This window comes from Cohnella lupini (assembly GCF_003386205.1).
In the GTDB taxonomy this organism is placed as follows: Bacteria; Bacillota; Bacilli; order Paenibacillales; family Paenibacillaceae; genus Cohnella; species Cohnella lupini.
Map to the genome: position 1 here is coordinate 83,343 of NZ_QRDY01000015.1, position 23,219 is coordinate 106,561.

Below are 23,219 nucleotides of genomic sequence, written 5' to 3' on the forward strand. Positions count from 1 at the left end.
AAATCACTTTTCGATCCCCCGGCTACCGCGATCGTTGTCCGGGACAATGAACGATACCGTTGTCCCTTCATTGGGTTTGCTTGATATAGACAAACCTTGACCGTACATCTGAATCAACCGCCGATTCGTGTTGGTAATTCCAACGCCGCTTTCGCCCTTAAGGGAGGGATCCATCAGCTGCGTAACCTTCCTCTGATCCATGCCTATGCCGTTGTCTATCACTTCGATAAGCGTATACCCATCCGCTCGGGTCACGCTAAGTCTTACCATGCCGCCAATCTGCCGGCTCATAAGACCGTGTTTGACGGCATTTTCAATCAACGGCTGAATCGAGAGCGGCGGGAGAAGCAGTTCGATGTTCGGGTCAACCTCCCATTCGATAGTCAGCCGATCCTCGAACCTCTCTTTCTCGATATGCAAGTAGGATTTAACAAGCTCGATTTCATGGGAGAGGGTTACTAATTCTCCCGTATTCAGGTAGTCGAAGCTGATTCGTAAAAAAGATGCAAAAGCATTGCCCAGATTTCTCATTCTTTCCGTATCTATGTCGCTAAGCGCTAAAAGCGAATTAAGAGTGTTGAACAGAAAATGGGGTTGGATCTGCGCTTGCAGATAGGCGGCTTCCATACGTAATCGTTCATTTACCGATTGCTTCAGAGCGACTAACGCCTTGATTCTGTACTTTAGTTCCAGAGTGTCTATAGGCTTGGAAACGTAGTCGTTGGCTCCCGATGAGAATCCGGCATAGATGTCCTCCGACTGGCTGCGTGCCGTAAGAAGCAATATCGGGAGCTCGGAAACGGAAAATTGTTTGCGAATTTCGTTTGTCAGCTCGTATCCCGACATATGGGGCATCATAACGTCGATAATCGCGAGATCCCAGGAGGCTTTTCCTAGCTTAACTATCGCCTCTTTGCCCGACAAAGCCGGCGTGACGCGATACTGTTCGGCTTGCAGGATGCTCGTCAGCACTTTTAGATTCACGGGATCGTCGTCGACGATTAGGATGTTCGGTTCCTTCCCTCCAGGCGGATGAGGCGTTAATGGCCAGGACCAAGAGGAGGATGTTTCTCGTAATAAACTTGAAATCGGCGACTCTTCGGTAGCCGCTGTCTCCTCTCGAATAGCTCTGATCTCCCGCAGCGCCGAGTTGGCTTCTTGAGAATCCAATGGAATCGTGAAAGTAAACACGGAACCTAAGCCCGGCTCGGATCGCAGGCTCAGATGGCCGCCGTGTAATTCCGTAAGCTGCTTGCAAATCGAGAGCCCGAGGCCCATTCCTCCGAACTCGTGAGGCCCCTGTTCGTAGGAATGGAAGATGCGAGCTTGCAGCTCCTCGTCTATACCGATCCCGGTATCGGCCACTTGAATAGATGCCATGACGTTATCCGATTCGGCCGACAACGTTATCGTACCGGACTCGGTGTACTTGATCGCATTGTGAAGCAAGTTGTACAAAATTTGCACGAGTCTTTTCTCGTCCGCGTATATAGACGGGAACGTATCCGAAACCTCCATCTCCATCCTCAGCCCCTTGGCCTCGGACAAGTGGGCAAGCATCGAGAAGACGCCGGGCGCAAGGGACTGTAGCGTGAGTCTCTCGGGCTTAAGTATGATGCGCTTTTCTTGGAGTCTGGACATATCCAGCAAATCGTTAACCAATTGGGACATGCGGCGACCAACCGTTAACAGAAGTTCCATGTTGGCGGTATTCCTAGGCCGAATCGTCGGACGCTCTTCGCTCAGCACTGTTTGGGCGAGACTGACCATTCCGTGAAGAGGCGTCCGCAGTTCATGCGCGGTGTAAGCCAGAAATTCGTCTTTGAGTTTATCGTTTCGCTGTAATCGCTCGGTTAGCTTATTGTTCTCTTCCGCGTTCCGGTAGTAGTTCTTAAACCAGTAGGCGGAGAAGCCGATCAATGCGGCGATCATGTCGAGAGGGTAAAACTCAATCGGCAACACTCCATGCAAAAAACCGAATGCTCCCGCAACGCTGAACACGATGCTAACTGCGGCCATCAGCAGCAGAACGTCGCGTCCGTCCTTGCGGACTTTCTTAATAAACAAGACCAGAACCGCCGCGAAAGGAAGCAGGTAAAGAATTGCGAATACAAGATACCAAGTATAGACGTAGTGCGCTGGCGCTCCTATCATGAAGAGGGTATAGAGACCTAGCGCGGCTACGTACAGGCGAAACAGCATGGATTTCCGAGTGAAGCCGAGCAGGATTAAGGTCATCGCCAGGATAAAAAATGATTCGTAGTCGTAGGAGAGCAGGGCAACCTTGATCCGTGCAGTATACGTAAGCGGCAACCATTGCAACAGAAGACGATCCGAAGCCGACACGACCGTCATTCCGGCGAAGACGAACAGAAGAACCGCGATAAGCAGCATCTTCTGCCTAGGGTTAATCGCGAACATGATTAGAGCATATAAAGCATGCAACAGAAAGATAACGAAAGTCACAAGCTGGAACCCGATCGAATACCAGCGTTCTTGGTCGATTACGGCTTGCGAACCGAATTTGACGGCTGACGTAATCCCGCCGGTTCTAGGGTTGTCGAAGTTGGCGACTTGCACAAGCAAGTCAATCTCATTCTCGGCCTCTAATGAATAGGAAACCGTATATGAACGAACATTCGGCGTATAATCTTGTCGCCGGTCGCCGGGCATACCAATTTGAGCCAATTCTTCCCCGTTGATCTCGACTTTGGATGAGGCTTGAACGTTATCGAACCAGAATCCATAGGGCTGCGTCAAAGCCCCGTCGACCAGAATCCGCAAACGGTAAGTTCCATACCCGTATGAATCGTTCCCTGCCGGCCATGCGTCCCGCCAATCTCCCGGAGTGTGAATATAGAGGGGCGAAGACGGATCGCCGTCCTTCAGATCCGCTTCCGTCAGGAGTTGATTAGGATAGAAGGTCCATTCCCCGTTTAACGGAATCATCCGAGAATGTTCGAAATCCCAGCCTCGCATATCGAGTACGCCCTGCACCGCTTGCGGATGCTCGGGAGGCGTATAGTGCAAATACCACATGGTACGGCCGACAAGCAACAGCAAAATGAAGAGGCTGATCTGTACGAACGGTTTGCGCAAAATATTTGTCGTTTGATGTCTCATAATTTAATACTTCGTCGTAAGGAACCCATATCCTCTTAAATGTACGTAGATTAGGAACCGGCCAAATCGCACGCTCCATTCTGGAGAGGGAGAAGAAAGCGTGCAACGTAAGGTTGCGGGGGGAATGCAACTACAACTAGCTTTACTTTTTTCGGAGGTCACCACAATAATGGGATTACCAAATGCAGAAAAGGTGATGGCCGAAATGGAATTTGGCGAGAAGTTGAAAAGCGAGCGAACGAAGCGAGGCTGGTCGCAAGAAGAATTGGCGGAGAAGCTATTCGTCAGCCGGCAATCCGTTTCGAAATGGGAAAATAGCCAGAATTATCCGAGTATCGAAATCATCATCAAGATAAGCGATCTCTTCGGCGTCACGATCGACGAATTGTTAAGGAGCGACGAGGGGCTAACCAAGAAAGTCATCCAGGACGGCAAGCAACTGGCATACCCCAGATTAAAGTTCGCGTTGGACGTTCTGTTTTTATTAGGCGTGGCTTTGTTGGTCATTAAATTAGGCATACTTTTATTAAATAAAGCGTTCTCTTTCGATTTGACGTTGGTCGGCGGAGCGTGGATATGGAATTTCGGACCGCTTGTATTGATGGTCGGCGCGGGGATTTGCTCAGGCGTCGTGAAGGAAAAATATAAAGAAGATTGAAGCCTGCCGCCGAGTGCCGTACTTCGAGATGAAATTTCAATAGAGGGCATAGAAAAGAGACTATCCAAGGGCATGAACGATTGCCGGAGGATAGTCTCTTTTTTTTGACTCCTATTCTTGCGGGTTCGAGAATTTTACCAATATTTCTTTCACGTGGTTGACCATAGCAGTCGCATCCGTAAGGGTAACTCCACCTTTAGGATTAAACTTGCCTTCCGAATCCAACTCCACGATCTTCAAGGCAATCGCCGTTTGAATGGCGCCGGAGTTCGAGACATCCATTTGATCCTCATCCTTCACTTCGACCGGAACGACGTTGAGCATCGGTAGTTGGCCGCTCGTTTGGAGAGTATGGACCAGCAGGTACGTGAACGACTCGCGAGTCACGCTAGCGCTTGGATCGATCTTGATCTGTAGAGCGGCCTCAGGTCCGGCAGCATCCTTGATCAATTGAACGGCCTGCTCCGACGTGAGGAACGCGCCTTCGGCGACCGGCGCCGGATGAGCTTTCAAGTATTCCGTCGCTTTGCTGGCGATCGCGGTAGCATCGGTGCGGGTCAACTCGGCTTTCGGATTAAAGTTGCCGGCTTGATCCAGGCTGACGAAGCCAAGAGCGATCGCCGTTTGAATGGCGCCGGAGTTCGAGATGTCCATCTGAGCTTCATCCTTCACTTCGACCGGAACGACATTAAGCATAGGTAGTTGGCCGCTTGTTTGAAGAGTATGGACCAACAAGTACGTGAATGATTCACGGCTTATGCTGGCGGTTGGATCGATCTTGATCTGAAGGGCGGCTTCGGGGCCGACGACGTCCTTGATCAATTGAACGGCTTGCTCGGATGTAAGGGCTTCGCCCTCGACGACCGGTGCCGGATGAGCCTTCAGGTACGCCAGCGCATTGCTTATCTCGATGGCTGCTTCGGCTCTAGTAATTTCTTTCTTCGGATTCAGTTTCCCGTTGGCATCCAGCTTCACGACGCCGTAGTTCAAGGCGCGTTGGATCGAGGCGGAGTAATCCAGCTTGACTTGATCCTGGTCCTTAAATTCCACGACAACCGGCTTCACCATGGGTAGCTTGCCGCTTGCTTCGATCGTATGAATGAGCTGGTGCGTGAATTCTTCGCGCGTTAGCTTCTTGTTCGGCTTTAGATCGGCCGGGAGGTCCATTCCGTTGACTGCTGCGATAATGAAAGCTTTTGCGTACCAAGCGGAATCGCTGGCGTTTTTGAAATAGTCGGAAGCCTTAGGCTCTTTGACGAATCTAACGAGATCTAGATTCAAGTCAAACGCATTGACGATCAGTTGAACGCCTTCAGCCTCCGAGATGGTCAATAGAGGAGCAAACAGGTCGGCGCTGATTCCTTTGATCAGGCCGCTATTTTGAAGGGCAATGATCTTTTCCTTGCCTTGAACGCTATTAATATCCTTAAAGGAAGCGGCAGAAGCAAGTTCATGTCCGGCAAAACTAAGAGCTAGAGCAGCTGCGGTCGACATCGTAATCATCTTGAATGGTACTTTCATTTAAGTCACCTCTGGGCGTATTGTTGTTTTGCCTCCTCATAGACGCAACGTCGGACAAAAAGGTTCCACTTATTTCGTATAACCATGAAATGGAAAAGCCGAGCCCCCTCTCAAAAGGGTAGCTCGGCTTGTTTGAGAATCGGCAAAGTTAGTATCCTATCAGGCGACCGTCATCATTCCATTGTCCGTAAATCCTATTCATGCGAGTATGTTCAATAAACTTGGCCAACCGTTCATGATACAGATTTTCGTCCTTCCTAACGGACTGAATATTGTCGATCTTGATTCGCGTATATAGTTCGGGCAAAGCTTGAAAATTGCGGTAGAGCTCTTCATCCCGAAGCAATTCCGCTAAGATAGCTTCATGAATCGTAAAAGATTCGATACTCATATCAGGCAACGCTTTTCTTCCTGCTTCCGTCATTAACCCTAATTTCTCTAATCTTCTGGCACGCTCTTTATTGAGCTCCGTCCAGTTACTTTGTTTTTTCCTTGGAGAAAATCGTTGTCCCGTTCGATCGTCATCCGTTCTTTTGCGCGTGCTGTCGATCCAGCCGAAACAGAGGGCTTCTTCGACGCAATCTAAATAACTTAAAGATGGATTGTATAGCAACCAACAGTAATCTTCGGTAGCGTGATGATCGCTTAGCCACTGTCGCCATTCTGTACGATTGCGCGCTTGAGCTATTTTATCTATAACCAATATCCCGGCCGCCCTTTCAGCTATTCAACTAATTAAAACAGGATTCTATCGTTATTATAAACCATCTATACTGACACCATTATGTCAGTGTTCTCGACTTTAACCAAAAGACTAACCGCTTCACCCGCCGGTTTCCTTCGACCGCGATCCGATCAAGTAACCGATGATCGTCATTTCGACGGGAAGCACCAGCGACCACAATTCTTTCAAGCCGAAGTCGGCCGAACGGAACTTCTCGGGCGTCAAAGTATAGACCAGCGCGATAAGGAGAATTCCGAGCGCGATCGTACCTACGATATACAAGCGGACGTTGTCCCCCGACCCGAAAAACCTTCCAAGGAAACCGAGCTCGGCCTTGCGCTTCTCGTTCTCCGCGTTAGCGGCTATGATCTTGCCTGCGACCTTGGGATCTTGGATTTCGATTTTATTCATGATCCGGGACTCCCTCCCCCGCGTAAAAAGTAAACGTCAGCACCCAAGCCGTCATATCGAAGTTAATGGTCACCTCGTAACGAAGGGAAAGCTTGCGATTGTTCAGCACTCCGAGATGGATCATGTCGTGATTGCCGGTAGGCTTGCCTCTTGGGAAGTTAACGCAGGCAATGCGCACTTCGTTGTAACGGGTAAGCCGAATGTCGGTCATGAAGTCGTCGCGTTCCGCTTCATGCTCGATGCAAAACACGAACTTTAGAGGATCGTTTTCTTCGGACAACGTGATTTCGATCGGACTCATTTCGTAGGCGAATACTCTTCCGTGATATACGACTTCGAATCCTCCGGACGTTATTTTCATGTTCATCCCCCCGAGGCATACTGTCATTCGTACGAGCGTTATCTATTAGTGTACGAAAACGGCGAACGGTACATGACAACGCGCATCGGGAAAATATAGCTTCGGAAATAGCGGGAGAGGTACTAATCTGTTATAATTCGCTTAACTTTGGGCTGAATAACGGGTTGGAAAGAGGCAACGAGCGATGGAACAGATACACAAGAAGGTCGGAAAAAATCTGCTGGCCATTCGGAAATCGCGCGGCTTAAGCTTGGATAACATGGCTGAAATGACCGGCGTAAGCAAGGCAATGCTCGGGCAGATCGAACGCGGGGATTCGAATCCGACGATCTCGGTGTTGTGGCGCATAGTCAACGGGCTGGGAATCTCGTTTACGACGCTTATCGAAGACGTGGAATCGGAGGTTACGGTGGCTACTCCGGAGAATCTGGAGCCTTTCTCGGAGGAGGACGGCGCTTACCGCGCGTACCCTATGTTTCCCTATCGGTTGCGAACGAAGCTGGAGTCTTACATGGTTACGATCGAGCCGGGCTGCGAACACGGTTCCGAGCCTCATAACGATGGGGTAGAGGAGTATATTTTCGTTCACAAGGGCGTCTTGGAGCTAACTTACGACGAAGAATCCTATGTAGTACCGGCGGGCAGCGCCGTTCATTTCCCTGCCAATCGTCCGCATTGGTATCGCAATACGGGCTCCGAGGCGTTACATTTCTTCACGGTGATCTTCTATGCGGACGCAGCCGCTCGGGGTTGATAGTGTTACTTAACTGACTCTCTCTTAGTTTACAGACATTGGCCCAATTCCTTTTTCAAGTATTGACATCGTAGGTTATCTGCATATATAGTTAGTTACATAACTAACTAACCGAATAACCAACGATGCCTTTCAAAAAAAGGAGAGCGGGAAATGGCGACGAACTCGAATGCGACTAAAGAGCATGCACTCGAATTGACCGGCCTGTATAAAGCCTTCGGCACCAAAGTAGCGGTTGACCATATCGATCTGATTGTGCAGGCTGGATCGTTCTACGGACTGGTCGGTCCGAACGGGGCCGGCAAAACCACTTCGCTGTCGATGGCAACCGGAATGCTGCGCCCGGATGGGGGAACGGCTCGGATATTCGGTGTGGACGTATGGCAGAATCCGGCTGCAGCCAAAGAATTGATTGGCGTGCTTCCCGATGGACTCGCGATGCCGGAGCGGCTAACCGGCCGCGAAGTGCTGACGTACATGGGTTTGCTCCGCAAGCTGGATGAACGAACGGTAGCAACGCGAGCCCAAGAGCTGCTCGACGTGCTCGATCTGCAGGAAGCCGCCGGGAAATTCGTGAGCGAATACTCCACTGGGATGCGCAAAAAAATCGCCCTCGCCACCGCCCTTCTCCACGGACCTAAGCTGCTCGTGCTCGACGAGCCATTCGAGGCGGTAGACCCGGTCTCGGCGTCTACGATCAAGAACATTCTCCGCCGGTTCGTAGACCAGGGAGGATCGGTCGTCTTCTCCAGCCATGTTATGGCTACCGTCGAGCAGCTGTGCGACTCGCTCGCCGTCGTTAGCGAAGGCAAAGTGCGGGCTGCCGGGACGATGGAGTCCGTTCGTGCCGGACGTGATCTGGAGGACCGTTTCGTCGAGCTCGTAGGCGCACGGTCGGGCGGCAAGGAGGGGTTGAAATGGTTGCTGTCTTGATCCGGATGAAGCTCGCCGTATTGCGCAACAGTCTAACCGATAAAGATTGGGTTAGGCTAGGTTGGGGCGTTCTGTTCGGCTTGGCTGCCGTCGCCGTTACGTATACGATAGGTCTGGCTGACGCCTCCCCCCGCGTGGCGCAAGACAAACTCGCTCTCCTATTCGGCATCTGGACGCTGGGCTGGGTGCTCGGTCCGATTCTGTTCAGCGGGGAAGACCGGACGCTGCTTCCCGAGAACTTCAGATCGCTTTCCCTATCCTCCAAACAGCTCGCAACGGGATTGCTGGGAGCATCCTTCGTCGGATTACCAGCTGTTATTAGCTTGCTAGCCTTCATTCTTCTCCTCATTCATTCGTTTCAGCTTGGCGTAATGCCGGTCATCATTGCCATCCCCGCGGTTGTTCTGCAGCTGATATTCACTGTAGTCCTGTCCCGCGTCTCGACCAGTCTGTTGCGCAAGCTAACCCGCTCTCAACTTAGTTCGGCGCTTAGCTCGATGGTTACCGGCGCGATCATGGCTTTCTTCATCACCGGCTGGCTGCTGCTGGATACGGAGCAACCTATCTTAACTCTGGGGTTCCTCCCGCAACTCTCCACTATTCTGTACGCCCTCCCCTCCGGTTGGGGGATCGCAGCGGTCTACGCCGCGCATAACGGACAATGGGCACTTGCATCCGTATGCTTGGCGGGGCTCGGGCTTCTGATCTTGCTGCTTCGTTCCTTATGGACGATCTTGCTAGTGAGTCGGCTGACCGTTAAATCCAAGCGTGGCCGTACGTTCGGCCGTCGCGAGATCCGCTTAGGTCGTTTTGCCGGCCAAACCGGAGCCGTCGCGCGCAAAGAGTTCGTGGCGTGGAGTCGTGATTTTACACGGAGCGGATTTGTGTATTTCGCCTTCTTCTATAGCTTCTTCTTATGCGTGTATCCGTTTTTTGTCGGGAATGCAGCTTTGCTCCCATGGTGCGGAGGGATATTCGTTATTACGGCGATCGGTTCCACTTCTAACTTATATGGATCGGACGGGAGCGCCTTGTGGATGACGCTCGTGACGCCGGATGCCGAGCGGCCTGATGTCCGGGGGCGTCAACTGGCATGGATCTTAGTGGTAGCCCCGATCGCGTTGGTCACCACCTTAGCCATGATTAGTATTAGCGGCTCTTACTGGGCGATGCCGTGGGCGCTCACGTTCGTCCTTGCCGCTCTCGGCGCAGGTGCAGGACTTGTCGTGCTGAATTCCGTCTTTCGCCTCGATCCGATGACCGACGCCAACAAGCGCAGCGAAGATATGTTCGACAATCCTATCGGTTGGTGGCAGTTCATGTCGCTCATGATCGCTGCCCTGCTCTTGGTCGCTCCTTCCGCGGGAGTTCTCGTTCTAGGCGCCTCCCTTCAGATGGACGGGGTAGTATGGGCCGGGATCCCGACCGCGATCCTCACAGGCAGCTTTTATTGGTGGTGGTTCGGACGACTGGCGTATAAGTCGCTGGAGGCGCGCGGTCCCGAGCTGTTGAACCTCATGCTCCGCGGGCGGGCGGCGCTGCATCCAGTTTCCGATGCCGGCTCGATGAAGCTGGATTTTGACAAGGTGACGGGTAGCATGTCCGGCAAACGGAAAACGGTCTTTTTCACCAGCACGATTGTCGGCTTGCTCGCGTTGTTCCCGCAAGGTATCGCACCGCTCGGAATCAAACTGTCCGGCGGCGGCGGCGATCCCGTCTGGTTCCTCGCTCTATATCTCCCTGAAGCTTGGCAATGGCCGTGTATTTCATTGATGGCAAGCGGGGGGTTACTGATCTTCGGCCATGCGGTCTTTATGTATTTGTCTCAGAAACGGACGCCGGTTCCTCGCTAATGCGCGCCGGCTTTCTCTCGAGGACGCCACCGAACAGGAACGTACCGAGAGAAAACGCAAGACAGATCGCAGAGAAAATACCGATCGATGAATATCCGCCAAGCTGAACGTAGAGCACGCCGGCTATCCATGCGCCGAGCGTGTTCGCGCCGTTCATCGTCGAGTTGGCCAGGCTGGAAATCGTTCCTCGAATGGAGGCGTTCAGCGAGGTGAGCGCACCCATGACGATGGGGAAGATGATTCCAAGCGTCACGAAAATAATGAAGTAGACGATTGTCACGAACGGTAGACTCGCCAGTCGGGGCATAACAACGTATAGCGCCATGAGCAGGAGCATCCCTACGACAACAGCATTCGTAATACCTAGCTTGCGGGTCGCATAGGTGCTCACTATGCTTCCCAGAAGAGTACCGAATCCGAGGAACATCATCACGGTACCGATCTGCCCGATCGGAAGCTCGAAGCGATCCGCCATCCACTTGCCCACGAACGCGAAAGCGGTACCGCTCCCTAAGTGCAATAGAAGATAGGCAAGGAAGCCGCTCCTTGCTTTGCCGCTTATGATTAGCGGGATATAACGTCGAAGGACAGATGTCTTCTCGCGCGTATTCGGCTTTATGTCGGGCAGCGCGTAATAAGCGTAAACGATGAGCAGCGACGAAGCGGCTCCGATCGTCCAGAACGGAACGGACCAGCGAGCGACCGCCAGCCAGCTTCCGATCGGTACGCCGAGCGCCTGAGCCGCGGCTAGTCCCGCGAAGGCGATGCCCATCGTCTTCGCTATTTTGGATGCGGGCATGACGGCGGGAATGGATGCCCACACTTGCGGTGCCGTGAATGCCGCGCTGACGCCGGCAAGGAAACGGAACAGGCACATCGTCCAGAAGCCGTCCGCGAAGCCGCATAGAACCGTCGAGACGGAGAAGCCGAGCAGCCCGTACAGCATAACGGTTCTACGGTTCCATCCATCGGATAGAGGGCCGGCAATCAATGCGAATAGAGCCGAGCCTAACGTGTAGGATCCGATCATCCATCCGGCGATGCCGGTGGACACGCCGTATTGCGCCTGCAAAGTCGGGAGCAAGGGCGAGATGAGGAAGGTGTCGGTTCCGATCATGAACATGACGAGAAAGAACAGCGCGGTATATTTACGCATGGCCAATCACTCCTAGGGTGTAGTGTTGCTTGCGTTTTCTATCGTAAAGTATAATGGTGACAGATTCTGTCATGAACTCGAATGTTTACTCAAATAGGGGTGATACCAATGCCCAAATCCAAAAGACTCATGGAACTGATGATGACCGTCAACCGGAAAAGGAGATTCAAGGTTCAGGAGCTCGCCGACGAGTTCGGCGTCTCGACGCGCACGATTCTAAGGGATTTGCAGGAGTTGAGCGAATTAGGAGTGCCTCTTTACTCCGAAGTGGGTCCGCACGGGGGCTATCAGGTAGTCAGGGAGAGGGTGTTGCCGCCGATTGCTTTCACGGAGGAAGAGGCGGTGGCGATGTTTTTTGCCGTACATGCCCTTCGCCACTACTCCTCGCTACCGTTCGAAGCGGAATCCGCTTCGGCGCTGAACAAGTTCTACCTCCATATGCCGGGGGATGTCAGGGACCGGATAGACGGGATGAAGAATCGGGTCGACTTCATTACGCCGACAAGGCGGGGAGATGCTCCTTGCTTGGCTATCCTTCTCGACGCGGCCGTCCATCGGAAGGTGCTCTCCGTCGAATACGAGTCGACGGAGGAAGGGACGAGTAGCCGCCGGATTCAGCCGGTTTGCATTTACGCGAACAACGGCTTGTGGTATTGCACGGCTTATTGCTTTCTTCGCGAAGGCTACCGCGTGTTCCGCTGCGATCGGATCCGCGAGGCGGAGTTCGACGTATCCGGAACGGAGCCGCTCGATCTTGGCGACGTCAATCTCAGTCGGCGGGAAGTCGCGGAGCCGAGGGAGCCCGTCCGCCTTCGCGCGGAGCTCAGTCCGTCCGGCGTCCAACGCTGCGAAGTCGAGCTGTGGCTTGCTCGCATGCTTCAAGTGCGCGAAGACGGGAGCGGTGCGATCGATACGGACGTTTCGCGCGCGGACATCCCTTTTTACGCGGAGTTCTTCATCGGGCTGGGGAACGAGGCAGTGTTGGAGGAACCGGAGGAGTTGAAGGATTCGATCCGAAGGAGGCTCTCCGAGTTGTTGGCGCGATATCAGTGAAAGCCCCCTCGCAACCTCGGAGGCCACTGAAAAAGTGCCCTTAAGAGAAAAGGTACAGCAAACCTCAATTTACTGAGGGAGGCTTTACCTTTTTCTTGTATAATTAGGTTATTAACCTAAGCAGGTGAGAACCTTGATCCAACAACAACAAACCTTGAAGTTAAGTCCCTATATAGATCTCTACAACATCATCATTCCAAAAGACAACACGCTACGCCAAATCAACGATTTGGTCGACTTCTCGTTCATCTATGAGGAGCTAAAAGCGCGTTACTGCCTGGATAACGGTCGTAACGCGATTGACCCTATTCGCATGTTTAAGTACTTGCTTCTAAAAGCAATCTTTGAGCTGTCGGATGTAGATATTGTCGAGCGCTCCCGGTATGACATGTCGTTTAAGTATTTTCTTGATATGGCGCCGGAAGACGATGTAATCGACGCGAGTTCTTTAACGAAATTCCGGAAGTTACGTCTTAAGGATATGAACCTGCTTGATATGTTAATTGGCAAAACCGTAGAAATTGCGCTTGAGAAAGGCATTATTACGAGCAAATCAATCATCGTCGACGCCACACATACTAAAGCTCGCTATAACCAGAAAACACCTCGCGAGGTGTTGCTGGAACGCTCGCTTAAGCTAAGAAAAGCCGTGTATATGGCTGACGAATCCTTAAAGGCCAAGATGCCTGCCAAAAATACAAACGACGTGCTCGAGGATGAAATCGTCTACTGCGAGAAGCTCATCGCCGTACTCGAGGCCCAAAGCGGCGTTTGCCAACTCCCGAAAATTGAAGAGCCGCTCAACTTCTTGAAAGAAGCCGTCGAAGACGACCTGGAGCAGCTAAAAATCTCGAAAGATCCGGATGCTCGGGTAGGCCACAAGAGCGCGGATTCTTCATTTTTCGGGTACAAAACCCACATTGCCATGACCGAAGAACGGATTATTACTGCAGCGGTAGTGACGACCGGAGAAAAGAACGACGGTAAGCAACTACAGACGCTAATTGAGAAAAGCAAAGCGACTGGACTTGAAGTGACTACGGTAATTGGAGATACCGCGTATTCGGAAAAAGATAATATCATATACACCAATAGCAAAGAAATTGAACTCATTTCTAAACTCAACCCCCTTATTACTCAAGGCGGACGAAGGAAAGAAGACGAATTCCAATTTAATAAAGACGCAGGAATGTACGTGTGTAAGGCTGGCCATATGGCCATTCGAAAAGCAAAGCAAGGAAGAAAAAACGAAGGTGGAAAAAACAAACGAACGATCTATTACTTTGATACAGAAAAATGCAAGGTATGCCCGATCAAGGCGGGATGCTATAACGACGGCGCCAGTAAAACTTACTCTGTGACAATAAAGTCGAACGAGCACTCGGGACAGGCTGAGTTTCAAGAAAGCGAGTACTTCAAAGTAAAGGCAAAGGAACGCTATAAAATCGAAGCGAAGAACAGTGAATTAAAACACCGACACGGGTATGATGTAGCGTCATCCTCGGGTTTATTAGGGATGCAATTACAAGGTGCAATGGCAATATTCGCTGTAAATCTAAAAAGGATCTTGAAGTTGGCGGACTAAGCAAATAAGCAATTCCACCATAAAAAGGCGACACCAGTCCGGAAATTCGGAGTAGGTGTCGCTTTTCTTTAGCTAATCGCTCATTTTCAAATGAAAAAGCTAAGTTCTTCAGTGGCCCCCAACCTCGCAAGGGGGTTTTCGCCGTACGCGGAATCATAACATCGCCAATGACTCGGTCGCATTATCGTTATATACTGGAAGGACTACCATAACGATTAGGGGGAGAGACTTTGTCGGTCGGAATATTAGCGCACTTGCTTGGCGGGCTGCCTTACAGGCAATTGGCGGAGAAGGTTGCCGCATGCGATTTTCCCTATGTGCAGCTTGCTCTGTCCAAGGCGATCGCGGACGTCGATTTCTCGTTGGGTAAAATGAGTCCGGGATTGGCCAACGAAGTGGGCGGAGCATTCGCGGACAATCGCGTCAAGATCGCCGTACTTGGCTGTTACGCAAGCTTGATCGAGCTGGACGACGAGAGCTACCGTTACAATGTGAATCGGTTCAAAGAGCATCTGCGTCACGCGCGGCATTTCGGCGCGCCGATTGTCGCTACCGAGGTTGGCGTGCCTACGGATCTAGCTCGACTCCCGCAGCATTGGGAACGGCTGAATCAAGCGCTTGAAGAATTGGTTGAAGAAGCGGAACGATGGGGAGTCACGATCGGACTGGAAGCGGCGCAAGGACATTTGATCGAATCGACTGACGCGTTGGCGGCGACGCTGGATCGTTTTCCGTCCTCCTGCATGGGCGTCGTGCTCGATCCGTGCAACCTAATGAATTCGAACAACTTCGATCATCAGGACGAAATCATGGAGACGGCTTTCCGATTGCTCGGACCGCGCATCGTAAGCGCGCATGCCAAGGACATGAAGCGAGGGGAGAACGGAGAGGTTACGGGTACGGCGGCCGGGCTCGGCGAACTCCATTATTCGCTATTCTGGAAACGGCTGGAGCTGTACAAGCCTCGCGGATTCGTAACGCTTGAAGACGTAAGCGAGACGCAGTTGGCTTCGGCGTCCCGTTTTGTTCGCGAAGGAAGAGAAGCCGCACGTTGAGGGAAGGAAGCATAAAGAGAGCGTTGACCATCGGGTTAGCGCTCTTTCATTTTGAATAAAGTTATTCAAAATGAATAACTTTTGCAAATAATCAAGAATAATCTCTGCTATAGTATTCATTAAGCACACTATTCGGGAGGAGAAGATGTTGATATGGGTTATAAGGGAGTATTGTACAAGCTTAGAGGGCTCTATAAATTCGGGGATATGTCTTCGAAGTTAAGAGGTAAAGTGTTCGTCAATAAGCTGGGACGAATTCGAGTCGGAAAGAATTTATCCATTGTCGGCCACCCTTGGGCGGTTCAAATTACGAGTACCAAGGGCGCGAATTTGATTTTCGGAGACCACGTGTACATTAATGCGGGAGTGGGAATCGCGGCGAGCAAAGAAATCGTTATCGGCGACAACGTGAAGATCGGTCCGAGAACGAGTATTTTCGATAGTAACTATCACCGAATGGATTCCGCGGATAAGGGCGAGCTCAGCAAAAAAGTGACCATCGGAAACAACGTGTGGATCGGAGCGGATTGCACCATTCTTCCGGGCGTGACCATCGGCGATAATTCCGTTATCGCGGCCAAGAGCACCGTGAACAAGGATATCCCCGGCAACGTATTGGCCGGGGGAACTCCCGCTAAGCCGATTCGGGAACTGACTATCGAGAATGGATGGGTTAGAGAATAATAGAAACGATTGCTGCTAAAATTTCAGGGCATCCTCGCGAGCGAGGATGCCCTGTTTGCTTAGAAATCATATTCGGCGTCTTTTGCCGCCCGAATGCCGGCAAAGGCATCGACATAGCGCACCGTATCTTCAACCAAACGCTCTAAGCGGAATAGAACGTCGTCGTTTACGATTTCTTTCCGATGGAAATCCTTTTCCTCTATGAAGACGTAGAGGGGTACGATATGCGCCTTCATATAAGCCAAAATCGGTTTTAACTGCTGTTCCGCCATTAGATAATGCTTCGGCGTGCCCGCCGTTACCAGAATGCTCACCACTTTGTCCCGGAATGCGTCGACCGGCAATAAATCGAATATGTTCTTGAGCGTTGCCGGAATGGACGCTTGGAACGTCGGCGTTCCGATAATGATGGCATCCGCTGCCATAATCGCTTCGGTTACCGTCTTAGTGTCGCCTTCATAGTCCGAATAGTTGCGACCGTCGCTGAAAACCAACTCGTAGTCCGCTAGATCGAGCAATTCAATCTCCGCGTCCGGATATTTTTTACGTGCCAGTTCAAGAGTATAAGTCATTGCCGTTCTTGTTTTGGAACCTACGATAGAGCCGGATATTCCTATGATTTTCATCTCGATCACTCCTTATGGTTTGCCGTATGTTTCTTGACGGCCGGCATAATTTCCGTGGCGATCAGCTCGATGTTTCTCGCGATCTTATCGAACGGTACGCCGCCGAAATCGAGCTGCGCGAAGAAGCGCTGATGGCCGAACAATTCGTGCTGGTAAAGAATTTTCTCGATAATTTGCTGCGGGCTGCCGACCATTAACGCATCGCGTGGATCCGGGGATTGCGCGAATTGCTGCTTGGGATAACCTGTCCCCCGTATCGCCTGGAAACCGGAGTTCAGATGCGGATAGAGCTCGCGCTGCGCATCCTGAGAGTTGGTAGCCGTATAAAATAGACCCGTCGTCGTTACCGGTAAGGTTGCCGGATCGAAACCGTTTCTGGCGGCAGTCTCGCGATACGAATCGATCGTGGCCTTAAAGTTGATCGAAGGACCGCCAAGCATCGCCACCATGATCGGTACGCCGGCATATCCGGACTTGATCGCGCTAGCGGGCGTGCCGCCGACCGCGCGCCAAATCGGAAGGCGACCGTGTATGGGCTGAGGCAAAATAGACGCGCGGTTCAACGGTGCGCGAAACTGGCCTTTCCAGGTTATCGTAGCCTCGTTATTCAGCTTGAGGAGAAGCTCCATTTTCTCTTCGAATAATTCCTCGTAATCATTCACATCATAGCCAAGCAAGTTATACGCCCCTACTCGTGAGCCTCGCCCGGCGACGATTTCCGCGCGGCCTTTCGAGATTAAATCGAGCGTAACGAAATCCTCGAATACGCGAACGGGATCGGACGTGCTCAGCACCGTTGAGGAGCTGGCGACTTTAATGTTCTTCGTGGCTTGGGCAATCGCGCCAAGAAGGACCGTATGAGCTTGCGTCGTAAAATGAGGTTGGTGACTTTCTCCGACGGCGAATACGTCGAGCCCGCCTTCGTCTGCCAGCTTGCTTGCCTCGATAAATTCCTGAATGCGTTGCTCGGCGTTAATCATCGAGCCGGTATGCGGATTCGGCATATGATCCCCGATTGAATATAAGCCGAATTCGATTCCTTTGTCGGTATCCATACGATACTGCTTCATGATGTAATCACTCCTTATTTTGTATAACTTGATTAGTCAACTGATGGATAAAAAAATTTACTCGAGCGGTATTTCTTTCTTCAGGCTGTGCCTATGAACGCGCGACAACAAATCGTGCAGCGTTTTCTGTTCTTCCTCATTTAAAGCCTCTTCGAAAAACGAAGATTGAAATGCTTCTTGCGCAGGGTACGCGCGCTCTAATATGGACTCGGCTTTCGCCGTAAGGCTAATCGTTTTCGTTTTCCAGTCTTGTTTGCGGACAATGTAGCCTTCCTTCTCGAGACGTACGAGCATTCGCGAAATACCGCCTTGCGTCACCGTGACCTTATCGGCTAACTCCATTTGGGAAAGAGGCCCGTATATGCGAATTTGCATGAGTACGTCGAACTGCGCGGACGTGAGGTCGAAGCGCTTCAGAAAAACGTTCGAGAGTTGGTTACTTTGGCTCGTAAAACGCGATAAACGTACCCAAATCATTGATCCTAATCGATTATTTGCACGCATCCATGTTGCCCTCCTTTCGCTAACCTTGTCATCACTTTACTACTCAAATGATAAAAAAGCAAGAGTTTTCGGAAAGACATATTCTATGAGCATAATATCGGGTTAGCAGGACATCAGACGATCAATGTCCTGCTTTTTCATGCTCTAATAACCAGTTTTTGCGCGTTATGCCGCCGCCGTATCCACCTAAATCTCCGTTCGAATTAATCACGCGGTGGCAGGGGATAACGATAGCTAATTGATTAGCTCCGTTGGCTTGGGCTACAGCTCGGAAAGCGGTCGGTCTTCCTAGCGAGTTGGCGACATCGAGGTAAGAGCGGGTTTCTCCGGGCGGAATTTTCATTAATTGCTCCCACACGCTTCTCTGAAAAGGAGACCCCAGCAACGAAAGAGGGGTGCGGAATACGGTCAGCGAACCTACGAAGTATTGAGTTAACTCCTGCTCGATCGATCTTATCGGTTCCGTGGTCCCGGGAATAATCGCCGATTTCGTCCTCAGGCGAAGACGTTCCACTTCGCGTTCCAGTCCCCGGCGATCCACGAATTCCAGAAGATGAATGGACTGTTCGTCACCGATGGCAATCATTGGACCGAGTCGCGTATCGATCCATGACGCTTTAAGAATGTTCCCTGCCGTCAATAACGTAGGAGCTGCCCCCAATATTCGCGAGAAGGCATCCCTGAACCCGCTGCTCGATTCATATCCGGCTGATAATTGGCTATCGATGACCGTATGACCCGCTCTTATATTCTTCAATGCGAGTCCCATGCGGCGTGCGCGCGCATATTCGACGAACGTCATGCCGAAACGCTTCTTGAATTGACGGCGCGCCGTCGATTCATCGACCGAGAGGTTTTTGAAATCTTGTCCCTTCCATCGTTTCTCGGGATTGTTCTCGACGGCTTCGACGAGAAGACGCACGATGTCGGACACCTGATTCGGATGGGATAAGGGCCGGCACCGTTGGCATGGCCGATAGGAGGCGAGAAGCGCCTGTTGCGCCGTCCCGAAAAATTCGCAATTGATGTATTTCGGCTTCCGAGCCGGACAAGTAGGGCGGCAGAATACGCCGGTCGTCTTGACGCCTACGTAAAATATTCCTTCATATTCCGTGTTTTTCTCCAATAGAGCTTCGTAATACTTTTCGTTGAGTTTATTCATTTCCATCGGCTCACGTCCTTGCATTGAATATGACCTTATTATAGAATCTTTCGGCCATCATCGTCGCCGAAAATCAGGCATCGATATCAACGAAGAGAGAAGCACCTCCATAGTCGTTGGAGGTGCTTCTCTGTATTTACTCAGGTTAGGTTTACGATTAAGGAAGCACGTTGCCTGCCGCGAGCAAGATCGCATAATATTCTTCGCGCGTCAGTTGAATGTCGCCTGCTTTGATGCAATCCTTCAAGCGTTCGATGTTCATCGTACCGATAACCGGTTGCATGCCCGCCGGATGGCGCAACAGCCATGCAGTGGCGATGGTGGTGTTGCTGACTCCGTATTTCTCCGCGACTTGATCGATCGTTTTGTTCAATGCCGGGTATTTGTCGCTTCCAAGGAACACGCCTTCGAAGAATCCGTATTGGAATGGAGACCATGGTTGGATGGTAATATCGTTCAGTCTGCAAAAATCAAGAATGCTGCCGTCGCGGTTCACGGCGGACTCATTCTCCATATTTACGTTGAATCCGTTCGTAACCATAGTGGCGTTCGTGATGCTCAATTGCAGTTGGTTGGCAACGATAGGCTGTTTCACGAATTTCTTCAGCAGCTGAATTTGCATCGGATTCTGATTGGACACTCCGAAATGGCGCACTTTCCCCGAGCTTTCCAGGATGTCGAACGCTTCGGCGACCTCTTCCGGTTCTACGAGCGCATCGGGACGGTGCAAGAGCAAGATGTCCAAATAATCGGTTCTCAACCGCTTCAAGATTCCGTCCACCGACTCCAGGATATGTTCTTTGGAGAAATCGAACATTCCTTTGCGAATGCCGCATTTGGATTGCAGGATGATCTTCTCGCGAACATCGTCGTTCATATGGATGGCGTCCGCGAATATCGATTCGCATTCTCCGGCGCCGTAGATATCCGCGTGATCGAAGAAGTTCGCTTCTTCGTCCATTGCCGTTTGCACGAATCGCTCGGCTTGAGTCGAGCTCAACGAGTTAATACGCATGCAGCCGACGGCGATGACGGGCACGTCTAGCGAAGTGGTACCAAGCTTGATTGTTCTCACCGTTGTAAATCCTCCTTCGAATAAGAAAAGCGTTTTAAGAAAGTATAGCTTAATAACCAGTCCGGCGTAAGAACTGAAATTTTATATAGTAACTAAATTTGCAACGTAACTCCAAGACTAATTCGTTATATCGAATTCGGGTGTCGGGACCGTTAAGGCAAACGCTTGTGCCTATTACAGCTTGCGAAATTGTTCGTTAATTCATGCATGAATGCATTGATCTTACGGGACGCGCGAAGGGGGCTCCATCAGGAAATCCTCTGATTTTGTCGAAAACGACCCGCTTACGGATCGAAGTAAGATAGAATATAGCATAGAACGTTGCGGCAAGGATGCCGGCTTGGAACAACTCGCGGAAGAGACGTGATCGCCTTGAACACATCGGAAGTTTGGACCTATTCATTGGCTTATTTGCTCCCGATTTTATTTTTCGTTTACATGGGCACGGACGTGATCGTGCGTAATTCGAAGAAAGTCGAGCACCGGCTGCTCAGCCTCACCGCGATCGTGTACATTCTATTATTTTCGGAAGAATACATCCGGCATCAGCTCCCCATTTCCTATAGCCCCGAGCTCGTCGCGTTCTGGTTCTCCAATGTGGGCATCGTCATGCCGGGACTGGGCTTTCATTTTCTGTCCAAGTTCGCCGGTATGGAAAAAATCATGCCAAAGTACCTCTATCCCGGCATCTTCTATTTGCCGCTTGCGGTTATTATCGTCAATACCCTAAGTAGCCAGGAAGTGATCTCCTCCAGCCGGTTTTTCCAGGAGGGAGTATGGAAATATCCCGTATATAACCTGCAATATTATATTGCTCTTAGCGTGAGTATTTTCATTAGCTGTTTTTATTTGCTCGTGCTATACGTCGGCAAGGCGAGAGCGAGCACCCGGGAACATAAAGCGATCTTTAATTTGTTGATTACCGGAGTTGTTCTGTGCACGTTCTGGCATGTGGCTTTCGGGTACTTTCAATTCGCGGGGACGCTCCCTCCGTACTCTTACATTTACGGCGGCGTGTTATGGTGTTCATTCCTTCGGTTAGCGATGATAAGGTTCGACTTCCTTAACTTCGTGACCAAAAGATACGAGAAGCTGTTCAATCTGAATCCCGCCGCTATTCTATTGGTCGAGCTATCGGGGAAGATCAAGGAAGCGAATCCAAGCGCCCGACATCTATTCGATCATATCGATCTGGACAGAGAACCGTTTCATAAGCTAGTAAACGACGAATTGCAAGATCGCATAAGGGACGAGAAGGAAATCAAGGACTATGAAGCGTCGATCTATAACGGCAGCGCGCGCTTGGAGGCGCTGATAGACGGAGACTATGTGTCCGTCGATAACGAGCCGCATATGATTATGATCGTTCGCGACGTGACGGCGCAGAAGGAAAGCCAGGAAGAAATTCGTTTCTTGGCTTATCATGACCCGTTGACTCGGCTTCCCAATAGAAGATATTTCTACGAAAGATTAAACGAAGCTATCCGCAAGGCGGACGAAAATCGCCTCGGATTGGCGGTTATTCTGATAGATCTGGACCGGTTCAAGGAAACGAATGACAGATACGGGCATGAAGCGGGGGACGAGGTACTGCGTCACGCCGCGCGCATCATCGCGGAAACGGCGGAAACGCTCGGCATGGCCGCGAGGCTGGGCGGAGACGAATTCGTATTGTTCATTCGACATGCCCCATCGAATGCTTTCGTCGAGGAGACGATTCGGCGGATTCAAAGCAGATTAACGGAGGAAGAGCTGCAATACCGCGGGCAGTCGCTCACGGTACATATGAGCGTAGGTGCGAGCTTCTTTCCCCAGGACGGAACGGATGGCGACACCTTGCTGATGAATGCGGACAAAGCTATGTACCGGGTGAAGCGAGCGGGGAAAGCCGGCTAGAAACAAACGAGGAGGAAGCATATGCTGGTACCGGTCGAGCAAAACGATGAAGTGCTTAATCGGAGTGAATTCATCGAGGATGAAGTCCCCTACAATTTGATATACCGAATTAGCGGCTCAACGGGCTCGAAATGTCTCAAATCCACGGACAGCTCGATGATATATGCCCAATCCCAAGGTCATAATGCTTGGTTATGGATGCTCAAGGGCATGGCGGACGAGCCTAAGAACGCTCTTGTAAACGAGATGATAGAAAATCTCGAGGGGGCACTGTTACCGGGGATAACCGGTGAGCCGAGGACGGCGGAACGATTCGCCAGAGCCTTTGCGGTAGCAACGAATCGCTCCTTTCATACTCATATGACGATGGAGGCTTATGCTTGTTACGAGTTGAAGAAGCCGCTCAACGTAACGGGAATATTACGAAGATCCGAAATGGGCGATTTGGAAATCATAGCGGAGTTTTTCGCGGGATTCTCCGATGGGGCGTACGGCGTTTCCGTCCATCCCGCCAGCCAGATTCCGGCAGCCAAGAGGGCAATCGAGAGCGGCAACTTATATACTTGGATCGTGGACGGGACTCCGGTGTCCATGGCGAATATCGCGCATCGCTCCCCTAGAAATGCTAGAATTAACGCCGTATATACGCCTGCGAGTTTCCGTAAGCGAGGTTACGCAAGCGCGATCGTTGCGGAGCTATGCGCGATACTCGAGTCGGAACGGTTGATTCCGATGCTGTATGCGGATTCGAGCAATCCGGATTCGAACAAGGTTTATCAGAGCATCGGTTTCGTGAAATGCGGCTCGATCGTGGATATCAAATTCGGCGGCGAAGAGATTTCCGCAGAATAAGGAACGCGAGCGGTATTCTAAGGAGCCAACGAATGATGTGGGCAGATTGAGCGGGGACAGATCCTTCACCTCGGTTTAGGAATCGTCACTTATGCATTGGTACAATTAGATGTTAATAAACTCGCTTAAGTCACTGCACCCAAAGAGGCACCCCAGGTTACTA

The 23,219-nt window shown here is 51.2% G+C and carries 21 protein-coding genes; 10 read left to right on the plus strand and 11 right to left on the minus strand.

The window, feature by feature from the left end:
• Nucleotides 1-3 precede the first annotated feature (3 nt).
• The gene (locus DFP95_RS20730; RefSeq protein WP_115994600.1) at nucleotides 4-3,123 is read right to left on the minus strand and encodes a hybrid sensor histidine kinase/response regulator; all 3,120 of its coding nucleotides are present in this window, start codon (nucleotides 3,121-3,123) and stop codon (nucleotides 4-6) included.
• Between the two features lie 205 nt (nucleotides 3,124-3,328).
• Here DFP95_RS20730 and DFP95_RS20735 point away from each other — a divergent pair, with 205 nt between their 5' ends.
• The gene (locus tag DFP95_RS20735; protein ID WP_115994638.1) at nucleotides 3,329-3,781 is read left to right on the plus strand and encodes a helix-turn-helix domain-containing protein; all 453 of its coding nucleotides are present in this window, start codon (nucleotides 3,329-3,331) and stop codon (nucleotides 3,779-3,781) included.
• A 111-nt stretch (nucleotides 3,782-3,892) separates the two neighbouring features.
• On the opposite strand, the gene DFP95_RS20740 is transcribed toward DFP95_RS20735, so the two are convergent.
• The 4 genes from DFP95_RS20740 to DFP95_RS20755 all read right to left on the minus strand — a co-directional run bounded on the left by DFP95_RS20740 (nucleotide 3,893) and on the right by DFP95_RS20755 (nucleotide 6,798).
• Nucleotides 3,893-5,302: an S-layer homology domain-containing protein gene (locus DFP95_RS20740; RefSeq protein WP_115994601.1), complete on the minus strand. Its 1,410-nt coding sequence runs from the start codon at nucleotides 5,300-5,302 to the stop codon at nucleotides 3,893-3,895.
• 148 nt (nucleotides 5,303-5,450) lie between these two features.
• Entirely contained in the window at nucleotides 5,451-6,005 is a 555-nt protein-coding gene (locus DFP95_RS20745; protein ID WP_115994602.1) for a YdeI/OmpD-associated family protein, read from the minus strand.
• Between the two features lie 120 nt (nucleotides 6,006-6,125).
• On the minus strand, nucleotides 6,126-6,437 hold the full coding sequence (locus DFP95_RS20750) for a hypothetical protein (RefSeq protein WP_115994603.1): 312 nt from the start codon (nucleotides 6,435-6,437) through the stop codon (nucleotides 6,126-6,128).
• Nucleotides 6,430-6,798, minus strand: a complete 369-nt coding sequence (locus DFP95_RS20755; protein WP_115994604.1) for a DUF6864 domain-containing function — start codon at nucleotides 6,796-6,798, stop codon at nucleotides 6,430-6,432. The genes DFP95_RS20750 and DFP95_RS20755 overlap by 8 nt, the downstream gene beginning before the upstream one ends.
• A gap of 184 nt (nucleotides 6,799-6,982) precedes the next feature.
• Between DFP95_RS20755 and DFP95_RS20760 the strand changes: the two genes are divergently transcribed.
• The 3 genes from DFP95_RS20760 (at nucleotide 6,983) to DFP95_RS20770 (ending at nucleotide 10,338) form a co-directional block, all read left to right on the plus strand.
• The gene (locus tag DFP95_RS20760; protein ID WP_115994605.1) at nucleotides 6,983-7,552 is read left to right on the plus strand and encodes a helix-turn-helix domain-containing protein; all 570 of its coding nucleotides are present in this window, start codon (nucleotides 6,983-6,985) and stop codon (nucleotides 7,550-7,552) included.
• A 153-nt stretch (nucleotides 7,553-7,705) separates the two neighbouring features.
• Complete coding sequence (locus tag DFP95_RS20765; protein ID WP_115994606.1) at nucleotides 7,706-8,485, plus strand: ABC transporter ATP-binding protein; 780 nt, start codon at nucleotides 7,706-7,708, stop codon at nucleotides 8,483-8,485.
• Nucleotides 8,470-10,338 (plus strand): hypothetical protein, encoded by a 1,869-nt coding sequence (locus DFP95_RS20770; RefSeq protein ID WP_115994607.1) that lies wholly within the window; start codon nucleotides 8,470-8,472, stop codon nucleotides 10,336-10,338. Before DFP95_RS20765 ends, DFP95_RS20770 begins: the two co-directional genes overlap by 16 nt.
• Here DFP95_RS20770 and DFP95_RS20775 read toward each other — a convergent pair.
• Nucleotides 10,298-11,494, minus strand: coding sequence for an MFS transporter (locus tag DFP95_RS20775; RefSeq protein WP_115994608.1), 1,197 nt, complete (start codon nucleotides 11,492-11,494; stop codon nucleotides 10,298-10,300). The genes DFP95_RS20770 and DFP95_RS20775 overlap by 41 nt on opposite strands.
• 108 nt (nucleotides 11,495-11,602) lie before the next feature.
• On the opposite strand from DFP95_RS20775, the gene DFP95_RS20780 reads away from it, so the two are divergent.
• The 4 genes from DFP95_RS20780 to DFP95_RS29650 all read left to right on the plus strand — a co-directional run bounded on the left by DFP95_RS20780 (nucleotide 11,603) and on the right by DFP95_RS29650 (nucleotide 15,871).
• Nucleotides 11,603-12,547, plus strand: coding sequence for a helix-turn-helix transcriptional regulator (locus tag DFP95_RS20780; RefSeq protein ID WP_115994609.1), 945 nt, complete (start codon nucleotides 11,603-11,605; stop codon nucleotides 12,545-12,547).
• Nucleotides 12,548-12,680: 133 nt separating this feature from the next.
• Nucleotides 12,681-14,132 (plus strand): IS1182 family transposase, encoded by a 1,452-nt coding sequence (locus DFP95_RS20785; RefSeq protein ID WP_115994610.1) that lies wholly within the window; start codon nucleotides 12,681-12,683, stop codon nucleotides 14,130-14,132.
• 230 nt (nucleotides 14,133-14,362) lie between these two features.
• Complete coding sequence (locus tag DFP95_RS20790; protein ID WP_115994611.1) at nucleotides 14,363-15,187, plus strand: sugar phosphate isomerase/epimerase family protein; 825 nt, start codon at nucleotides 14,363-14,365, stop codon at nucleotides 15,185-15,187.
• Nucleotides 15,188-15,340: 153 nt separating this feature from the next.
• Nucleotides 15,341-15,871 carry an acyltransferase gene (locus tag DFP95_RS29650; RefSeq protein WP_115994612.1) on the plus strand — a complete coding sequence of 177 codons (531 nt, stop codon included), beginning with the start codon at nucleotides 15,341-15,343 and terminating at the stop codon, nucleotides 15,869-15,871.
• 59 nt (nucleotides 15,872-15,930) lie between these two features.
• On the opposite strand, the gene DFP95_RS20800 is transcribed toward DFP95_RS29650, so the two are convergent.
• The 5 genes from DFP95_RS20800 to DFP95_RS20820 all read right to left on the minus strand — a co-directional run bounded on the left by DFP95_RS20800 (nucleotide 15,931) and on the right by DFP95_RS20820 (nucleotide 20,308).
• A complete protein-coding gene (locus DFP95_RS20800) occupies nucleotides 15,931-16,497 on the minus strand; it encodes an NADPH-dependent FMN reductase (protein ID WP_115994613.1) in 567 nt (188 codons plus the stop codon).
• A gap of 5 nt (nucleotides 16,498-16,502) precedes the next feature.
• On the minus strand, nucleotides 16,503-17,567 hold the full coding sequence (locus DFP95_RS20805; protein ID WP_115994614.1) for an LLM class flavin-dependent oxidoreductase: 1,065 nt from the start codon (nucleotides 17,565-17,567) through the stop codon (nucleotides 16,503-16,505).
• 57 nt (nucleotides 17,568-17,624) lie between these two features.
• Nucleotides 17,625-18,071 carry a MarR family winged helix-turn-helix transcriptional regulator gene (locus tag DFP95_RS20810; RefSeq protein ID WP_115994615.1) on the minus strand — a complete coding sequence of 149 codons (447 nt, stop codon included), beginning with the start codon at nucleotides 18,069-18,071 and terminating at the stop codon, nucleotides 17,625-17,627.
• Between the two features lie 121 nt (nucleotides 18,072-18,192).
• Nucleotides 18,193-19,239, minus strand: coding sequence for a bifunctional transcriptional activator/DNA repair enzyme AdaA (locus tag DFP95_RS20815; RefSeq protein WP_115994616.1), 1,047 nt, complete (start codon nucleotides 19,237-19,239; stop codon nucleotides 18,193-18,195).
• A 151-nt stretch (nucleotides 19,240-19,390) separates the two neighbouring features.
• Entirely contained in the window at nucleotides 19,391-20,308 is a 918-nt protein-coding gene (locus DFP95_RS20820) for an aldo/keto reductase (RefSeq protein ID WP_115994617.1), read from the minus strand.
• A 372-nt stretch (nucleotides 20,309-20,680) separates the two neighbouring features.
• Between DFP95_RS20820 and DFP95_RS20825 the strand changes: the two genes are divergently transcribed.
• Together DFP95_RS20825 and DFP95_RS20830 are read left to right on the plus strand one after the other, a co-directional pair.
• Nucleotides 20,681-22,204, plus strand: a complete 1,524-nt coding sequence (locus tag DFP95_RS20825) for a sensor domain-containing diguanylate cyclase (RefSeq protein WP_115994618.1) — start codon at nucleotides 20,681-20,683, stop codon at nucleotides 22,202-22,204.
• 21 nt (nucleotides 22,205-22,225) lie between these two features.
• Nucleotides 22,226-23,056: a GNAT family N-acetyltransferase gene (locus DFP95_RS20830; RefSeq protein ID WP_115994619.1), complete on the plus strand. Its 831-nt coding sequence runs from the start codon at nucleotides 22,226-22,228 to the stop codon at nucleotides 23,054-23,056.
• Nucleotides 23,057-23,219 lie beyond the last annotated feature (163 nt).

Excerpts from the sequence above, each read along its gene's own strand:
- DFP95_RS20830 (WP_115994619.1), top strand. The coding sequence starts at position 22,226 with ATGCTGGTACCGGTCGAGCAAAACGATGAAGTGCTTAATCGGAGTGAA.
- DFP95_RS20755 (WP_115994604.1), bottom strand. The coding sequence starts at position 6,798 with ATGAAAATAACGTCCGGAGGATTCGAAGTCGTATATCACGGAAGAGTA.
- DFP95_RS20810 (WP_115994615.1), bottom strand. The coding sequence starts at position 18,071 with ATGCGTGCAAATAATCGATTAGGATCAATGATTTGGGTACGTTTATCG.
- DFP95_RS20800 (WP_115994613.1), bottom strand. The coding sequence starts at position 16,497 with ATGAAAATCATAGGAATATCCGGCTCTATCGTAGGTTCCAAAACAAGA.
- DFP95_RS20815 (WP_115994616.1), bottom strand. The coding sequence starts at position 19,239 with ATGGAAATGAATAAACTCAACGAAAAGTATTACGAAGCTCTATTGGAG.
- DFP95_RS20805 (WP_115994614.1), bottom strand. The coding sequence starts at position 17,567 with ATGAAGCAGTATCGTATGGATACCGACAAAGGAATCGAATTCGGCTTA.
- DFP95_RS20730 (WP_115994600.1), bottom strand. The coding sequence starts at position 3,123 with ATGAGACATCAAACGACAAATATTTTGCGCAAACCGTTCGTACAGATC.
- DFP95_RS20770 (WP_115994607.1), top strand. The coding sequence starts at position 8,470 with ATGGTTGCTGTCTTGATCCGGATGAAGCTCGCCGTATTGCGCAACAGT.
- DFP95_RS20735 (WP_115994638.1), top strand. The coding sequence starts at position 3,329 with ATGGAATTTGGCGAGAAGTTGAAAAGCGAGCGAACGAAGCGAGGCTGG.
- DFP95_RS20760 (WP_115994605.1), top strand. The coding sequence starts at position 6,983 with ATGGAACAGATACACAAGAAGGTCGGAAAAAATCTGCTGGCCATTCGG.
- DFP95_RS20775 (WP_115994608.1), bottom strand. The coding sequence starts at position 11,494 with ATGCGTAAATATACCGCGCTGTTCTTTCTCGTCATGTTCATGATCGGA.
- DFP95_RS29650 (WP_115994612.1), top strand. The coding sequence starts at position 15,341 with ATGGGTTATAAGGGAGTATTGTACAAGCTTAGAGGGCTCTATAAATTC.
- DFP95_RS20750 (WP_115994603.1), bottom strand. The coding sequence starts at position 6,437 with ATGAATAAAATCGAAATCCAAGATCCCAAGGTCGCAGGCAAGATCATA.
- DFP95_RS20740 (WP_115994601.1), bottom strand. The coding sequence starts at position 5,302 with ATGAAAGTACCATTCAAGATGATTACGATGTCGACCGCAGCTGCTCTA.
- DFP95_RS20765 (WP_115994606.1), top strand. The coding sequence starts at position 7,706 with ATGGCGACGAACTCGAATGCGACTAAAGAGCATGCACTCGAATTGACC.
- DFP95_RS20780 (WP_115994609.1), top strand. The coding sequence starts at position 11,603 with ATGCCCAAATCCAAAAGACTCATGGAACTGATGATGACCGTCAACCGG.